The sequence below is a fragment of the Candidatus Zixiibacteriota bacterium genome (assembly GCA_036397555.1).
Lineage (GTDB): Bacteria > Zixibacteria > MSB-5A5 > WJJR01 > WJJR01 > DATKYL01.
Map to the genome: position 1 here is coordinate 109,416 of DASWIS010000025.1, position 17,052 is coordinate 126,467.

At 60.5% G+C, this 17,052-nt stretch carries 15 protein-coding genes; 2 read left to right on the forward strand and 13 right to left on the reverse strand.

The genetic code is table 11. The annotated features are described in order from the left end of the window. Positions 1–49: 49 nt before the first annotated feature. The gene (gene murA / locus VGB22_08090) at positions 50–1,363 is read right to left on the reverse strand and encodes a UDP-N-acetylglucosamine 1-carboxyvinyltransferase (protein ID HEX9751226.1); all 1,314 of its coding nucleotides are present in this window, start codon (positions 1,361–1,363) and stop codon (positions 50–52) included. 111 nt (positions 1,364–1,474) lie between these two features. Between murA and VGB22_08095 the strand changes: the two genes are divergently transcribed. Then, on the forward strand, positions 1,475–2,233 hold the full coding sequence (locus VGB22_08095) for a UDP-2,3-diacylglucosamine diphosphatase (GenBank protein HEX9751227.1): 759 nt from the start codon (positions 1,475–1,477) through the stop codon (positions 2,231–2,233). A 30-nt stretch (positions 2,234–2,263) separates the two neighbouring features. Here VGB22_08095 and VGB22_08100 read toward each other — a convergent pair whose 3' ends face one another. The 3 genes from VGB22_08100 to rlmD all read right to left on the reverse strand — a co-directional run bounded on the left by VGB22_08100 (position 2,264) and on the right by rlmD (position 5,844). Further along, positions 2,264–3,760: an aconitase family protein gene (locus VGB22_08100; protein HEX9751228.1), complete on the reverse strand. Its 1,497-nt coding sequence runs from the start codon at positions 3,758–3,760 to the stop codon at positions 2,264–2,266. Positions 3,761–3,933: 173 nt separating this feature from the next. After that, positions 3,934–4,431, reverse strand: coding sequence for an HIT domain-containing protein (locus tag VGB22_08105; GenBank protein ID HEX9751229.1), 498 nt, complete (start codon positions 4,429–4,431; stop codon positions 3,934–3,936). Positions 4,432–4,443: 12 nt separating this feature from the next. Beyond that, positions 4,444–5,844 carry a 23S rRNA (uracil(1939)-C(5))-methyltransferase RlmD gene (gene rlmD, locus VGB22_08110; protein HEX9751230.1) on the reverse strand — a complete coding sequence of 467 codons (1,401 nt, stop codon included), beginning with the start codon at positions 5,842–5,844 and terminating at the stop codon, positions 4,444–4,446. A 199-nt stretch (positions 5,845–6,043) separates the two neighbouring features. Here rlmD and VGB22_08115 point away from each other — a divergent pair, with 199 nt between their 5' ends. After that, entirely contained in the window at positions 6,044–8,248 is a 2,205-nt protein-coding gene (locus VGB22_08115) for a copper-translocating P-type ATPase (protein ID HEX9751231.1), read from the forward strand. Here VGB22_08115 and VGB22_08120 read toward each other — a convergent pair. From VGB22_08120 to VGB22_08160, 9 genes are all read right to left on the reverse strand, one after another. Continuing rightward, the gene (locus VGB22_08120) at positions 8,233–8,646 is read right to left on the reverse strand and encodes a DUF302 domain-containing protein (protein HEX9751232.1); all 414 of its coding nucleotides are present in this window, start codon (positions 8,644–8,646) and stop codon (positions 8,233–8,235) included. The genes VGB22_08115 and VGB22_08120 overlap by 16 nt on opposite strands. Positions 8,647–8,729: 83 nt before the next feature. Further along, positions 8,730–9,872 carry a cystathionine gamma-synthase gene (locus tag VGB22_08125; protein HEX9751233.1) on the reverse strand — a complete coding sequence of 381 codons (1,143 nt, stop codon included), beginning with the start codon at positions 9,870–9,872 and terminating at the stop codon, positions 8,730–8,732. A gap of 56 nt (positions 9,873–9,928) precedes the next feature. After that, positions 9,929–11,305 carry a pyridoxal-phosphate dependent enzyme gene (locus VGB22_08130; protein ID HEX9751234.1) on the reverse strand — a complete coding sequence of 459 codons (1,377 nt, stop codon included), beginning with the start codon at positions 11,303–11,305 and terminating at the stop codon, positions 9,929–9,931. Positions 11,306–11,466: 161 nt separating this feature from the next. Next, positions 11,467–12,207, reverse strand: a complete 741-nt coding sequence (locus VGB22_08135) for an energy transducer TonB (GenBank protein ID HEX9751235.1) — start codon at positions 12,205–12,207, stop codon at positions 11,467–11,469. Continuing rightward, the gene (locus VGB22_08140) at positions 12,204–12,776 is read right to left on the reverse strand and encodes a biopolymer transporter ExbD (GenBank protein HEX9751236.1); all 573 of its coding nucleotides are present in this window, start codon (positions 12,774–12,776) and stop codon (positions 12,204–12,206) included. The genes VGB22_08135 and VGB22_08140 overlap by 4 nt, the downstream gene beginning before the upstream one ends. 68 nt (positions 12,777–12,844) lie before the next feature. Then, complete coding sequence (locus VGB22_08145) at positions 12,845–13,354, reverse strand: biopolymer transporter ExbD (protein HEX9751237.1); 510 nt, start codon at positions 13,352–13,354, stop codon at positions 12,845–12,847. An 8-nt stretch (positions 13,355–13,362) separates the two neighbouring features. After that, positions 13,363–14,094: a MotA/TolQ/ExbB proton channel family protein gene (locus VGB22_08150; GenBank protein HEX9751238.1), complete on the reverse strand. Its 732-nt coding sequence runs from the start codon at positions 14,092–14,094 to the stop codon at positions 13,363–13,365. 109 nt (positions 14,095–14,203) lie between these two features. After that, positions 14,204–14,938 (reverse strand): hypothetical protein, encoded by a 735-nt coding sequence (locus VGB22_08155; GenBank protein HEX9751239.1) that lies wholly within the window; start codon positions 14,936–14,938, stop codon positions 14,204–14,206. 28 nt (positions 14,939–14,966) lie between these two features. Then, positions 14,967–16,748: a tetratricopeptide repeat protein gene (locus VGB22_08160; GenBank protein HEX9751240.1), complete on the reverse strand. Its 1,782-nt coding sequence runs from the start codon at positions 16,746–16,748 to the stop codon at positions 14,967–14,969. Positions 16,749–17,052 lie beyond the last annotated feature (304 nt).

Here is a 17,052-nt window from a genome sequence, read left to right on the forward strand (position 1 = left end):
TCTTGTCGAATCAAACAGCCCGCCGGGGCGATTGTTCCGACACGAGCGATCAGCCGTCTTCGACTCTTTTGATATCGGCCCCGAGTTGCCGGAGCTTTTCCTCCAAACTCTCGTACCCGCGATCGATGTGATAGACGCGCAGAACTTCAGACTGCCCCTTTGCGCCGAGCGCCGCCGTCACCAGTCCCGCCCCCGCGCGGATGTCGGATGCCATGACCGAGGCGCCGCGCAGAAACGGTACCCCGGCGATGCGGGCCTCATCGCCCGTCACCTGAATGTCGGCTCCCATGCGTGCCAGTTCCATGACATGAGAAAACCGGTTCGGAAACACCGTCTCGGACAACAGCGAAGCGCCATCGGCGACCGCCAACACCGGCAGGAGCGTCGGCTGCAGGTCGGTCGGGAAACCGGGATAGGCGAAGGTCGCCACACGCGTCGGCCAGATCTTCCTGGGCCCCTGCACAAAAACAGAGGTCTTCTTCTCCTCGACTCTGGCACCCATATCGCGCAGTTTGACGGACACCGCCGTCAGGTGATCCGGGCGCACGTGGCTCAGCTCGACCGCCCCCTTGGTGATGACCGCCGCCATCATGAAAGTCCCCGCCTCCAGTCGGTCCGGTATGGGTCGGTACTCGACTCCCTTGAGCTTCCGAACACCCTGTATCCGGATCGTGGCTGTTCCGGCGCCCTGGATCTTCGCTCCCATGCGATTCATGAAGTCGGCGACATCGGCGATTTCAGGGTCGCAGGCGGCATTGACGATCATCGTTTCCCCCGGCAACAGCGCTGCCCCGATCATGACGTTCTCAGTGCCGGTGTGAGTTGGGCGGTCGAATACGATCGTGCCGGACTTCATGCTTCGCCCATCGCCCACAAGATAGCCGTGCTCTTCGTTGAACTTCACGCCCAACGCTTCGAAGCCCTTGATGTGCAAATCGACCGGACGCGGCCCAAAGGCGCACCCGCCCGGCAGGGAAACCCGCGCCCGCCGCACGCGGGACAGCAGGGTGCCCAGATACAGAAACGACGCGCGCATGCGTCGCATCAAATCGTACGGTACGTTGTCGCCATCGACGAGGGCGGCATTGATGGCGACCGTGCGACTCTTCGGATCGTACGCGGCACTGGCGCCCAGATGTTGGCAGACTTGGACGGCTGTGCGGATGTCGACTAAGTCGGGAATGTCCCGCAGGACGGTGCGTCCGGTCGACGCCAAGAGCGACGCGCAGATGATCGGCAGTGTGGAATTCTTCGACGACGTGACCGCGACGGTCCCCTTCAGATGACGGCCGCCATTGATGACGAATTTATCCAGACCCGACCCCCTGACTCCGGCTCCCGCCCCGAGACGACGCCGGGGCACTGATACCGCCCATCCGCAGGGGTGTCAAGATGTCACTGCTACTCATCGTCGATCGATGCCCACTTTGTTCCGTCATGGAGGTCGCGGCGGCAATCGGTTATACTCCCCGGAATGTCAGGCGTCTCCACAGCCGGCGACCCTCCGGTCGTATTCTTCTCGGACGCGCACATCGGCGTGCATGGCGCCGATCAGGACCATCGCATCGCCGAGTCCGTGAGGGGACTGTTGCGGCACGCCCGGGAAATCGGCGCCGAAGTGTTCTGTCTGGGTGATCTCTTCGATTTCTGGTTTGAGTATCGGCACTGGATACCCAAAACCAATCTGACCGTCCTCGCCGCCATCGAGGACTACACACGAAGCGGCGGTCTATTCCATCTCGTCGTCGGCAATCATGACTATTGGACCGGAGATTACATGGCGCGCGAATTGGGCGTCACGGTTCATCAAGGCGACTACACGCCGAACCGTCAGGGGCTGCGCCTGTATCTGTCCCACGGCGACGGTCTATCACCGTCGGAAGGCGGTTATCGCATGCTCCGAGGAATTCTGCGGCTGCCATTGAACATCGCCGCCTATCGGTTGATTCCGGCCGATTGGGCCTACAGACTGGCCAATTTTTCGTCGCGCAGCTCGCGTCTGCGGCACCTGCGTCAGCAGCGGACATCGTTCCCGGAGCACGACAAGATGGCGACCGAAACGCTTGCGGCCGGATTCGACGCGGTCATCGTCGGCCACCTGCATGTCGGGTGGGTACGGAGATTGGAGCGTGGATGGTGGATTAATACAGGCGAATTCTTCGAGACGTTTCAGTATGTCGTGCTCCGGAATGGGTCTTTCGAATTGCGCAACTGGACGGGCGTCGAGACATAGGTGCATCCCCGAGACTCTCCTTCCATCTGCTCAGCCGATGCCCAAACCCGCACGCAACGCGGTGCGCACGCTGCATAGGATCAGTTGACCGACTGATCGCGTGGTCGTCTGGGGAATCGAGCTGATGTAGACGCGCCGGGATGACGTTCCGGTGGCCGCCAATTGCAAAAGATCATCGACTCCCAGCCGGCGACTGAGCGCGACATCAAGCACCGATCCCCCGGCGGCGATGATCTTTTGCGCCCAGCCGCGCCGGAAGGCGCCCTGATATACTCTGGGCGTAGCCGGACAGACGAGCAAACACCCCGCCTGGTCCGGTTGGATGCGCCGTCCATCGACGAGTTCGGCCGCACGCTCGATCTCATAGGGTAGCGCACCCGGACCGATCAGGACCCCGCCCGGCTCGCCGGATTCTTCGGCGGATCGCGCGACAGTCCAGCGCGTCTCTTCGTGGAGCACTCCCAGCGACGATTCGACATGCCGTCCTTCAAGAAAGTGCTCACCGTCATAGACAGCCGCCCGGTCGGGATGGCTTTGGGGAAACCGCCCCTGCAGGAGTCGCCCATAGTGGCGACGGATGACATCGTCGAATGGGCACATCGCCGCTGCGGCGCCCGCCCGGACCGTGAGGTGGCAGAGCTTGACCTTGCGATCCAGCGACAAGCGCTCGATCGGCCCCCCCCAGAACTCAATGATGGTTCCCGGCCAATCCTCGTGCCATCGGTGCGACAGCATCGTCAAAAACAGATCCTCAACATCGACCGATCCGGATATGCGGCGCGTCAATTCAATCTTGATGGTGTGTTTGGGAAAGCCGTTTTGCTCTTCACCGAAGGTCAGTAACCCGACACCGCCCAATCCCGACAGCAGAGTCTGCGGCCCGCGCACCAGTTGGCCGGGATAAACGAGTCGTGATTCGACCAGTTGCCAGTCGATCGCGCCCGCGTGTGGCAGGCACCACAGGGGCTCGCCATGCGCTGCCGCGGCGAGATCGCCGTCGGCGGCAGTCGGTTCGGTAGACGGCCAACGGAACCGTGGTCCGGGACACACCGCGACGGGTGCGTCATCGGAGTCACCCCGTTTACGCACGATCCAGTCGAAGGCGGGACTCCCATCGGGGCGGTTGTCCAGACTGCGCCGCATGATCTTGGCACTGGCGGTTTGTGCGTGCGGCCCGATCTCGGATTGGTCGCGAGGCGGCGGCGGCACGCCCAGGCGCAGCTGCAATTGTTCCAGTCGCAATTCGCTGGGTTTTTCGACAAGGCCGTACTTGCGCCGCCAAGTGTAGAAGGCCGCCTTGGAGATATTCAACTCGCGACCGGCGCGAAAATCATCACCGAATCGTTCCCAGAGTTCCTGAATCTGCTGTTGAGTGAACTTAGTCGACGTGTGCCGAGGAATCTTCTTCTTGCGACGCCAGTAGGTGACCAGGTACTCCGGGATCCCCCCCAATGCCTCCGCAATGCGGGCATCGGTCTTATAGAGTGCCTGGAGACGAATCAGTTCTGTTTTGCGCGGGATTCTCATCGCCAAAGACAACTGCCGGGCCGCTTGGTGAACAATCACGGCATTGCAATCGTGTCTGAGTCGCAATGTAGGAATTTCGATTTTGCCAAGTCAAACGGGTGCCGCGCGTTCCGGGCGCGGCTCAATCCCTGCGGGCAAGTGCTTGTAACCGATTGGAGTACTTATGGTTACTGTCACTTTGCGGAACGCGATGCTCTGCGGAACGCAGTCCGCAAGGTTCGCTTAAGCTTGAGCAGGTCGACAGAGACGATCCGTGTATCAGCCAAGACCGGCAGGAAGTTTGTGTCGCCGACCCAGCGGGGGACGACGTGAAGATGCAGGTGGCCCTCGATACCGGCGCCGGCGGCACGGCCCAAGTTCATCCCGATGTTCATTCCCGCAGGATCCTGTATCGACTTCAGGACGCGGGTCGACAGCGCGGTCAGCGACATCAGTTCGCTGCGTTCGCTCACCGTCAAGTCTTCGAGCGCGGCGACATGCCGAAAGGGAATGACCAGCACATGGCCCGACGTATACGGATAACGGTTCATCACTACATAGGCGCGCTTCCCCCGATGGAGAATCAATTCGCGCACCGGTCGGTGCCTGGAGGGATCGCAGAATATGCACCCGTCCGGTTGCGGTCCGAGGATGAATTCTTCGCGCCATGGAGCATACAGCCGTTTGACCATCGTCGAATCCTCTCAGCCGGACACTCGCGGCGTCAGCAGCGCGACGGCTTCAATGTGCGGCGTGTGCGGGAACATATCGACCGCTGCCAGACGCTCCAAGGAAAATGCCTCGGCCAGCAGCACGAAATCACGCGCCAGTGCCGCGGTGTTGCACGAGACATAGACCAGGCGCCGGGGACTCGGTGTCATCCGCGTCAACGCCCTGGCCACTTTCGGATGCAGTCCGGCGCGCGGCGGATCGACGACAATGAGGTCGAATGGACTCATCGCCGACGAATCTGCTTTCAAATACTCGAGCACGTCCCCACAGAGGAATCGACAGTTCGTGACATCATTCAGTGCGGCGTTTCGCTCGGCGGCGGCGACGGAGTCCGCATGCGATTCCACGCCGATCACGCGGTCTGCCCGACGCGAAAGCAACAGCGAAATCACACCCGCACCCGCATACAGGTCGAGTGCCGTCCCTCCCTGCGGATCGGCGTATGTCATGACCCGATCGAAGAGCCGCTCGGCTTGCAACGTATTGGTCTGAAAGAATCCGCCGGGCGCGATTTCGAATGTGAAGCCACCGAGTTGCTCAGTGAGGCGCCCCGGACCAAAGAAGACTTGCCGCAGTGACCCGGTGGCGATATTGGCGCGCCGGTCGTTGACGGTCCACAGCGCAGTTGTCACGTACGGACACCTCTGCCGCAGACACTGGGCGAAATCGTCTGACCGGTCCCATTCACCGGCGGCGGTGACGAGATTGACCAGCACATCGCCGGTGCGAAGTCCCAAGCGCGTAACCACGAACCGCAGAAACCCTGTATGGTGAACGGGGTGATAGGGGGCCACTGATCCATCTGCGAAGAAACCGCGCACGGCGCCGACGATGTCTGCCACCCGTGCGTCCGTCAGCCAGCATTCGGACAGATCAAAGGCATCGCGAAAGTTCTCACGGGGGTGCAATCCCAAAGCGAGCGTACCGTCGAATCCGCCGAACGAAAACTCCATCTTGTTGCGATAGCGAAACGGCGGCTCGCACGGAACAATGTCGATGTCCGGTATTCTGTCGAGCCCGCCGATGCGGCGCAGTTGCTCGGCCAGGTGACGGACTTTCCCCTCCAATTGTCGCTCATATTGCAGATCGAGGAGGCGGCAGCCGCCACACAGCCCGAAATGCCGGCACAGCGGATCGATTCGCCCCGGACCCGGCGTTACGATCTCCTCCAGCGCGGCGTGCAGCAAATTGCGCTTGCGGGCGGTAATCCGGGCGCGTACGCGGTCTCCGGGCAACCCACGGTCGGTCAGCACCACCATCCGCCCCAGCCGCGCAATCCCGCGTCCTTTGTCGCCCCAATCCTCGATGGTCAGTTCGACCGTCTCGCCCCTGCGGGGTATGGAACTTGCGATCGATGACAGCGCCTGCGGCATGGTACCAAGATACACGCACGGTGCGCGGGATTCAAAGGAACGCGCAACGCGGATTCCGTTACCGGGGCGCGCTCGGCCGTGGTATCATCCTCAAATGGACACCAATCACAGTTGCTGCAGTCATGGCGGCAAGCATGAGAAGACCGTCGTGGTCCCACGAACAGTGACGGCAGCCCTTCCGGGGCAGTACACCTGTCCCATGGACCCGGAGATCATCACGGACCGGCCCGGAAGTTGTCCGAAATGCGGGATGGCCCTTGAGAAGATTCCATCGCTGACCCCGATCAGCAGGACGGAATACACCTGTCCGATGCACCCGGAGATCGTGCGCGATGCACCCGGCTCCTGCCCCATCTGCGGCATGGCGCTCGAGCCACGCGTGGTTCGGGCACAGGAAGAGGAAAACCCCGAGTTGGCCACGATGCGCCGACGTCTGTGGGTCTGCGCCCTCCTGACGGCGCCGCTTTTCATTCTCGAAACGGGCGCGATGATTGCCGGGGCAGGGTGGATGGGCGGGCTGTCACGAACGGCGCTTGTGTGGCTGCAACTGGCGCTGGCGACACCGGTCGTGCTCTGGGGCGGGGCGGTTTTCTTCAAACGCGGGTGGGATTCGATCATCAATCGCTCGCCGAACATGTTTACGTTAATCGCGATCGGCACCGGCGCCGCCTATGGCTACAGCATGCTGGCGGCGATTGCGCCATCGATCTTCCCCGACTCATTCCGGCATCACGGTACGGTCGACGTCTACTTCGAGGCCGCTGCCGTGATCGTGACGCTGGTCCTCCTGGGGCAAGTGCTGGAATTGAGGGCCCGCAGCCGCACCGGCGCGGCGATCCGTGCGCTGCTGGGCCTGACACCCAAGACGGCACGTCAGATCACCGATTGCGGCCATGAGAAAGATATTCCGTTGGATCAGGTGCAGATCGGAGATCGGTTGCGGGTGCGTCCCGGCGAAAAAATCCCCGTCGACGGCGTCGTGCTGGAAGGCAGCTCCTCGGTGGATGAATCGATGATCAGCGGTGAAGCGATCCCGGTCGAGAAAACAGCCGGCGATGCGGTCGTCGGGGCGACCACCAACGGCACCGGGTCTTTGGTCATGCGTGCCGAACGCGTCGGCTCGGAGACGCTGTTGGCGCGCATCGTGCAGATGGTCGCCGATGCGCAGCGGTCGCGCGCCCCGATCCAGAAACTCGCAGACGTCGTCGCGTCATACTTTGTTCCGGCCGTTGTCGGTATCGCGCTGCTGACGATGGTCGCTTGGGGGCTTTGGGGGCCAGAACCTCGTATGGCACACGCACTCGTCAACGCGGTGGCCGTTTTGATTATCGCGTGCCCCTGCGCCCTGGGCCTGGCAACGCCGATGTCGGTGATGGTTGCCGCCGGGCGCGGTGCTACATTGGGTGTGTTGTTCAGGAACGCCGAAGCGATCGAGACATTGCAAAAGATTGACACGGTCGTCGTCGACAAGACCGGGACGCTCACCGAAGGCAGGCCCCGTCTGCGCGAGGTGATCCCGCTATCGGGGTGGACGGCCAACGAGGTGCTGCGATTGGCCGCGGGGTTGGAACGCGGCAGCGAGCATCCGTTGGCCGCGGCAATCGTTGCCGGCGCCGAATCGCAATCAATTCCGATTCCCGGCTCCGACGATTTCCAGTCTGTGTCCGGGAAGGGAATCACCGGACGGATCGATGGACGTGTTGTCGTTGTCGGGAATCGTTTACTGCTGGCCGAGAAGAATATCCCGACCGAGGGCTTGGAATCTCTGGCGGCAGAGCTGGAACACAACGGCAGCACCGTGATGTTTGTTGCGGTCGACGCGCAGGCGACCGGGTTATTGGCCGTCAGCGACACGGTTAAAGAGTCGACGCCGACAGCCCTTAGAGCGCTGCAACGCGAGGGAATCCGCGTGGTCATGCTGACCGGCGACAACGAGGCAACAGCACGCGCCGTCGCGCGGCAACTCGGCATCGATGACATCTTCGCCGGTGTATTGCCCGATCAGAAATCAGAGTACGTCAGGAAGCTGCAGAGCGAAGGGCGAGTGGTTGCGATGGCCGGCGATGGTATCAACGATGCGCCCGCTCTGGCTCAAGCCGATGTCGGTATCGCCATGGGCACGGGGACCGACGTTGCCATGGAATCCGCGTCGGTGACGCTCGTCAAAGGCGACCTGCGTGGCATCGTCCGTGCCGTGCACCTCAGCCGCGCGACGATGTCGAATATCCGCCAGAATCTCTTCTTCGCGTTTGTCTACAATGCGGTCGGCGTGCCCATCGCGGCGGGTCTGCTCTATCCTTTCGTCGGCTTGTTGCTCAGCCCGATGATTGCAGCGGCGGCGATGAGCTTCAGCTCGGTCTCAGTCATCGGCAACGCGTTGCGTCTGCGTCACACGGCGATTTGACGGTCCAGCGCCGATACAACACGTAGGATCCGCTCCTCCGCCTCATCGACAATCGAAGTGAGGTCGTCGCGGCCGGTCACGTCGGCCATCGCTTTCGCGGACAGCAACGATACAGTCGCCGTGCCGTCGTCGTTCTCGTAGACAATCGCGTTGCACGGCATCAGCAGTCCGATGTCCAGTTCCTCAGCGAGCATTCGCGAGGCCAAATGCGGGTTGCAGGCGCCGAGGATGAGATAACGCCGGAAGTCGAGATTGATCTTCTTTTTCAGTGTCGCCCTCACATCGATTTCGGTTAGAATCCCGAATCCCTCAGCGGCCAGCGCCTCCGTTGCCTGGGTAACCGCCTCATCGAATGTCGATCTGGTTTTGACGCGGTATCCGTATTGGGTCTTTTCCATTATCCCTCCTGTCCAGGCAATGATACACGTCACACGCCGGGCATGGCGCCTCCCGTGCCGCCTCTTCCAACTTTTTGACGGAATCAGTACGACGCCAGCGCGGAATCGATATCGGCGATGAGATCGTCGACATGCTCGATTCCGACGGAGAGGCGGATCAGATCATCGCCCAAGCCGCGCGGTTCGCGCAACTCACGTGGGATCGATGCATGAGTCATCAGCGCCGGGTGCTCGATGAGCGACTCGACGCCACCGAGCGACTCCGCCAGCGCGAAGATCCTGGTGGAGGCGCACACTTTGCGCGACTCCTGTTCCCCGCCGTCGAGATAGAACGATATCAATGAGCCGAATCCGGACATCTGCTTCTTTGCCAATCCGTGGTACTGATTGTCGGTCAGGCCCGGGTAGAGCACTTTCCGGACACGCGGGTGTGTTGTCAGATGTTGAGCAATCGCCGCTGCGTTTTGTTCATGTTGGCGCATGCGCACGCCGAGTGTTTTGAGGCCGCGCAATGTGATCCAACTGTCGAACGGTCCGGGAATGGGCCCCATGGCGTTGCGCGCAAAGAACAATCGATCGTACATCGCGTCATCGGAGAGAATCACCGCGCCGCCGACAGTATCGGAATGGCCGCCGAGAAACTTGGTGGTCGAGTGAACGACGATATCGGCGCCGAACTCGAGGGGCCGTTGGAAGTACGGGGAGGCAAACGTATTGTCCACCGCGACGAGGATGTTGTGTCTCTTCGCCAGCGACACCGACGCCCGCAGATCAACGACTTTCAGCAGTGGATTGGTCGGGGTCTCTAGCCAGAGCATTTTGGTGTTGGGCTTGATCGCCTTCTGGACGGCGGCGAGGTCGGTCGTGTCGACAAACGTGAAATCGAATCCCCAGAGCCGAAAAATCTTCTCGAAAACGCGGTAGGTGCCGCCATAGACATCGTCGCCGCAGACGACATGATCGCCACTCTTGAAGAGTGCCATGAGCGTCGATTCGGCCGCCATGCCGGATGAAAACGCCAGCGCGTGGCGCCCCCCCTCCAGCGCGGCGAGACACTCCTCCAATGCCGTGCGAGTGGGATTGTGGGTGCGCGAGTACTCATACCCCTTGTGCGCGCCGATTGCCGGTTGGGCGTAAGTCGCAGTCTGGTAGATCGGGACGACAATCGCGCCGGTCTTCTCCTCTGGGGCCTGCCCGGCATGGATGGCCAGTGTCTCAAATCGCATACGGCACAAACTCCGTTGCGGATCAGAAGGTTCGGAATCTGTCGTTTTGATGGTCTTCAGCCCTTAAAGGTTTTGGCGAGGTAATCCAATAAATCGATTTTGGTAATGACGCCGCGCAGGTCGCCATTTTCGACGACGACAGCGATCTCGCGGCCTCCCGATGCAAACGCTTCCGAAACCGCGACCAGCGGCGTTGTGGGCGTCACAGTGTGAACAGCGCGGCTGACAACGGCGCCGACCGGCTCGACAATGCGATGTGTCCCCGACATCATCTGGCGCAGCAACTCTCCTTCATTGATGACACCGACCAGCGAGCCATTGTCGAGGACCGGCAACTGCGAGATGTCGTGCGCCTTCATCTTCTCGACGACCTTGAACACCGGCTCATCGACCGATGCGGTCACAATCGGAGCGGTGCGTCCGCGCAGCAGATCGGCAACGGTTCCCAATGACGGTGAATCGACGAGGAACCCGTTGTCGCGCATCCATTCATCGGAATAAATCTTCGAGAGATAGCGCGTGCCCGAATCGGGCAGGATCGTCACCGGACAGCGGATTTCCGGATGATCGGACAGCCAGGTCACCGCGCCGGAAACCGCACCGCCCGACGACCCGCCGGCGAAGAGCCCCTCTTCTGTTGTGAGACGGCGCGCCATCAGGAAACACTCTTTGTCGTTGACCCGGATCATGTCATCGACGATGGAAAAATCCATTGCTTTGACGAGCATATCTTCGCCGATTCCCTCGACTTTGTAAACTTTGGGATCGGTCAGCTTGCCGGTTTTGAACCAATCGTAAAACACCGACCCTTCGGGGTCGATGGCCAGGATCTGCAGATTGGGATTTTGCTCCTTGAGATATCGGCCCGCCCCGGAGAGCGTGCCGCCGGTGCCGATGCCGGCGATCAGACAGTCGATCGCACCGTCGGTCTGCTCCCAGATTTCCGGGCCGGTGCTGACATAGTGCGCCTCGATGTTGTCGGGGTTGTGATACTGATTGAGGTAGAACGACCCCGGCGTTTCGCGCGCGATGCGCTTGGCGGTCTCGTAGTAGGACTCCGGCGAATCGGCGGGAACATTGGTCGGCGTGACGACGACTTTGGCGCCGTACGCTTTCAGCAGATTGACCTTTTCCATCGACATCTTGTCGGGCATGGTGAAGATCGCCCTGTAGCCGCGTACCGCGGCCACCATCGCGACACCGACCCCGGTGTTACCCGACGTGTTCTCGACGATCGTCCCGCCCGGCTTTAGCAGTCCCTCACGCTCGGCCTTGTCGATGATGTACAGCGCCATGCGGTCTTTGATCGAACCGCCGGGATTGAGAAACTCGACTTTGGCATACAGCGTCATCGGCAGCAATGCGCCGATGCGTTTGAGGGGCACCAACGGCGTCTGGCCAATGGCCTTCAGGACGTTGTCGATTGAACGGATGACCATCGCGTGTTGCCCTCTCACTGCATCTTTAAGATCGACACTGGGAGGCACGGCGTTAAGCTACGCAGTTGCGCGCAGGCAAGTCAATGGAGCCCGCCGGAACCAGCGTGGCACCGCTGGATCGGTACCGAAGGTAATTGGAAGCGGAATCTGTGCCGTTACTTCAGTTTGAATTCGACCGGATAGGTGACCCACACGGCCACTGGCTGGCCGTTTTGAATGGCGGGTTTGTAGATGCATTGCAGTGCCGCTTCAACGGCGGCCTCATCGAAGCCGACATTGGAACCGGAGGATTTGGCCACTCTGGCATCGCGAACCTTGCCGGTCTTGTCGACTAAGGCCTGCACCCAGACGGTGCCCTCGGTTCCGGTCAGGCGGGCGATTTCCGGGTACGGCGGTTCCACGCGCTTGATCGGAACCGGCTGTTCTTCAACGGCCACGAACTCGGACGGGGCCGGGAAATAATCATCGAGCGAGATATCGACAACAACCGAGTCGCCACTCCCCGAACCGAAGCTGGATGACATCGGGGCCTGCAGTTCGGCCAGTTCGGCGCGCGTCGCAAACCGCACCTCTTCAACGACTTCTTCATCAGGTACAGGTGTCGGAATGCCGATGGACGGCGGTGCGATGTCGGGTTCGGAGATGGAGATCTGCGGACGGGCTTCCGTCATCGACGGCGGCGCCGCGATTTCCGAGAGTGCGCTGATGCGCACGATGGGAATGTCGTCTCCTCCGCGCGCCTGCGCCTTGATAAACTGAACCAGGAGAACGCTGCCGATGGCCAACAGATGGATGCCCGCTGCAATGAGCACTCCAAGGGCCATGCTGCGCTGATAGTAGCGCTTCAACTCCAGCGCGCCGTAATCGATGGCGCCGCGTGACTGGGATGCGGTCATGGCGTGTTGCCCTCATCGTCGGAATCTTCATCTGTCGAGACGCCGGTCACTTTCTCGATCATTCGCGTGTCCAGCCGGGTCCAGGGCGCCAGTGAAAAGGTATACGAAAATTCCGCGTCGGCTTGCTTGATCCGGTATTCGACGACTTCAATCGCATCCAGAATCTTCACCATACGTGAGTAACGTGCGCTCTTGCTGATCTTGACCAGCGTGATGAGCCCCGGTGTTTCGTAAACTTTGTCGCGCAGCATCTGGATCAGGTCTGCATCGGAGACATAGGCGGGGTCCTCTTTGCCCAAGGTCCAGTAGATCGAATCATTGGGAGCAACCCGTAGGGTGAGCACTTTGGACTCCGCCGCCGGGGACTCGTCCTGGGACGGGGGCAGATTGACCTCCATCGCCTGCGGTTCGGCGAACACTGTCGATACCATATAGAAGATCAGCAGCAGGAAGGCAATATCGACCATGGGCGTCATATCGATCTTGACGCCGAGCCGTCGTTTGGGGCGTCTGAGCCCCTTCTTCTTGCCTTTTTGCTTGCGATCACCGCCAAAGTCCGCTGCACCCATCTACGACACCCTCTGACCTTTATACACGCTATCGGCGACACCTGTTGGGCCACGGCCCGAGTTGTGCACTATCCGCCTGTCCGTGATATCGATGGATCCAGGTCGGTGACGATTTGGAAGCTCAGGAGATTGCTCTCCTGCATAGACTCCATGATCTCTTCAACGGTACCAAATGACGCGTCCTGGTCCGCCTTCATGACGAGATACAACTCACGGATGCCCTGCCGAAGCGCCAATCCCTGCATGCGCTTGATTTCATCGCCGACCTCCGAAGAGTTGGCTGTCACATATTCGCGCGACGGGACTTCGATCGAATCACCGACCTCAGGACTGAACTTTTTCACATTGATGATATAGTCGAGAAAGACCGAATCGACGCTGGTCACAGTGATGGTGATGAAGTTCTTCAAGGGCAGGTCGCGCTGGGACGTCGAGATCGGCAGCGTGACCTGTCGCTGCTCCGGCGGCTTAAACTGCGTCGTGGCCATGTAGAAAATCAACAGCAGGAAGGCGATATCCACCATCGGCGTCATGTCGATGATGATGCTGACTCTCCGCTTTTTGCCCTTTTTCAGCATATTGCCACTTACGCCCCCGCCTCACGGGCTTTGAACAACTGCACGACCTCGTAGGAGGCCTCGTCGATGGTGTAGTTGAAACTGTCGACTTTATTGACGAAGAAGTTGTACGCGACAATACCGATGATGGCATTGAAGAGCCCGCCCGCCGTATTCACCAACGCCTCGGAGATACCTGTCGCCAACTGCGTCGCGTCGATCACGCCGCCGGCCGCATGGCCGGTCGCCTGAAACGCGCGGATCATACCGATGGTGGTCCCCAGCAGACCGACCATGGTCGCAATCGATGCGATCGTCGAGAGGGCGATCAGATTGCGCTCCAGCAGCGGCACTTCCAGAGCATTGGCCTCTTCGATGGCGCGCTGCGTCTCCTCGATTCGCTTGTCGGGATTCAGCGAAGCGCTCTCTTTGATCTGCGCATAACGCTCAATTCCCGCGCGCAGGACGTTCGCGCACGACCCGCGCTGCTTGTCGCAGACGGCCACCGCGCTCTTGTAGTCCTGCTGGCGGAGCGAATCGACCACTCTCTTGAAAAATGCCTGCACCGACATCTGTCCGCGCGCCTTGCGCAAGGTGAAGAGCCGCTCCACAATGAACGCGAAGAGCATGACCGATAACGCGATGAGAACAGCCACGAGATAGCCGCCCTGCTTCAAGTAGTCCGGAAGCTGGGTCCAGATGAGAAACCCAGTGGCCAGCGACACCACCAACACGATGGTGACGAACAACCCTTGCCTCACGTCTGCCTCCTTATCGTGCCGAAGCCCCGCCGCCCGTTCGTGGCGGAACTCTCCGAGTTATGATTACGCTCTCAGCCCGTTGGGTGAAGACCCGCGCCTGATGCCCGTGCTACAAGTCGCCGGACTTAACGCCCAGAACCATCCCGAGGGCCATGGTCAAATAGAATCCCCACGAAGCGATTCCCAGAAAAGATCCCAGACCGTACTGCTCTCCCGGATCGATCAATCCCCACCGCTCATAACCAGGGATGTGTCCGCCGACGGCCGCTAAGATGGCCAGGGAGAGACCGGCGAACAAGAAAACGTAACCGAGCTTTAACGGCAAACGCAACCGGAGTTGAAGGGCCTCCGGTGAGGAGGCTTTCGTCCACAGCAGCGCGAGGAGCCACAGACCGACGATCGGGGCACCAATGAGCATGACCAAGCCGATAACGGCCGACAGACCGGTGGCGAGACCGCCCGCAAATGCAGTTCCCAGACCGCCCATCAGCGTGCCGAGCGCCGCGCCCCAGGTCATCGATACGTCTGTTCCAGTGCCCGTACGAAAGCCGACCCACGGGAAGAGCAGCGTCGCCAGCATGAGCACCGCCGTGATCGTGAGAACGCCGCGATCGACACCGGTCATCACCTCCTGTTGCAGCAGCGAGTTGTCACGTTCGAAGGCGGATGCGCCGACGCCGATTTTGGCGTTTTTCAGGAACTGATCGCGTTCCTGATCGGACGTCCAGAATTTCTCGGCACGCCTGGGATAGACGCCGAATCCGATGTATCGGTATCGTTCGTCTGCGGCAGCGACTGGTGAAGCGGCGGCCGGCATATCTGTGGGTGAGGTCTTCTCGCTCATGAATGGCGCGGACCGATCCCGGAGGATGCTAATTCTCTTCGACGATTTCCTCGTCGATTCGGTTCATCAGGTTTTGCGCATCGCTGTGCGACGCCTCGCAGGTGACGACTTTTTTTGCCAGCTTATACGATTCATCTTTGTCCCCGGCCTCGTAGAGGGCGAACGACAACCACCACCGCAGGTCGTTGTAGCCGCAATCGTTGTCAGCCATCAGCGTGGCGAAACAGTTGTATGCGCGACGCAGCGGTACGGCGGCCGCCGCATAGTTCTTGGCCGCAAACAGCGAAAACCCGTACCATTTGTGATTGTCGCACACATCGGGCTCTCGTTCGACCAGCCACTTATAGCACAACTGCGCATCGGCCAGACGCTGCATCTTGATGAGGCGCGGTCCGGCCAGTTTGTAAGCGCGCGCGCGGTACTTCGAGTCGCTCGTCGTGTCGTTCTTGGCAGCGCGCATCAGGTATTCAACCGCCTTTTCCGCGTTGTCAGACTCAAGGTAGGGCAACGAGGCATTAAACAAAGTCCGGGCATCGTCGGGGTATCGCAGCACGAGTTTTTCGAACTCGACGGCGGCCTCGGCGAATCGTCCCATCCGGTGCAGCGCCAGCGCCAGCCCGCTGATGGAGCGTTCGTCGTCGGGATCCAGTTCCATGCCGCGCTTATAGTTTTGGGCGATCTGCGGCCAGAGCGTTGAATCATTCAGCGCTTCCATGCACATCGCCGTCCGCCAGAAGACCTCGGCATCCCCCCTGGACCAAGGGTGAGGCGGATCGGCGGTTTCCAGCGCCGTGATGTACCCCTGAAACGCGTCAATGGCCTCCGTGTAATTATTCAGCAACATATTGGAGCGGCCCTGGTAGAATCGCAGTTCCGGATCGTTGGCCCCGGTCTCAATGGCTTTCTGCAATTCGACAATGGCCGAATCGTGTGCATTTAGCAAGTAGTAGACTTTGGCGATGTTCTTGGAAATCAGAATCGGACGAACGGTCGGGTCGACGCGGCGCACCTGACGGTACAGCGCGAGCGCGCGCAAGTAGTCCTCACGGGCCTGGTCCACCGGTCGGCTCTCTGCCGAGATCATGTAGATATTGGCCAACTGCAGATAGGCGTCCTGGTAGGTCGAATCGCGGCGGAGCACCTCTTGCAAGAGTGGCCGGGCCTCATTCAGTCGTTGCTGCTGATAGTAGGCATCCGCCATCCGATAGAGCATGTCCAGTCTCGTCGTGTCGACACCCCAGACCGCCTCGTACTCGGCCAAGGCCAGCGGATAGATTTGTCCCTTAAAGTAAGCGTCGCCCAGTGCGGCGCGGTACTCGAGATTGGACTCGTCATCAAAGCGCGCACCCAAAAGCCATTCTTGTGCTTTGGAGTAGCTACCTGCCGTCAGATAGGCCATCCCAATGCCGTACTTGAGGTGTGCCTTTTCCTCGGGCTGCTTTGCCTTGGACAACTGCTTGTCGATCAGCGGCTCGACCTCGGCGATTCGTCCCTGATGCGCCAACACCAGGGCCAAGGCAACATACGCCCCCGGCTCGCGGTACTTTTGGTCAAGCGCCTTGTTCAGGGAAATTTCGGCTTCCGGAAACTGACCCAAACCGCTCTGGGCCAGACCCAGCAGGAAGAACGCCTCGCCGACGGCATCCTTTCCTGAGACAATGCTCTGCAACTGAGTCAGGGCCGCTTGAAAATCCCGTTGTGCGATCGCCTCACGGGGGCCTGTCAGGTCAGTTTGAGATGCCGCTAGGGCGGCCGGCGCGCCGGTCGCAATGAGGACCAAGGCGACAGAAAAGGAGCGTAATCGTCTCACCGGACGGGAGCCTCTAAGTCGGAATCCCCGTGACATGGGTCCGCCAAGGTCTTTGATAATCCCGTTGAGTGTCAAGCGCTTTCTCCCCTTCCGGCTGCCGAGAACACCTTAGTACGATTCCGGCGACGACCGTGTGCCAACCATCCCAATAACAACCTTAACAGGGCATACCCGATCACCACATATCCCAAGGTTCGTCCGTTGGCTTGCCCGATCGCGGGTGACGCAATCACGAGCCAGCCGCCAACGAGAAGCAGCAAGACCGCGAATCCCCATCGCCACAATACCATCGGATCGATGGTCC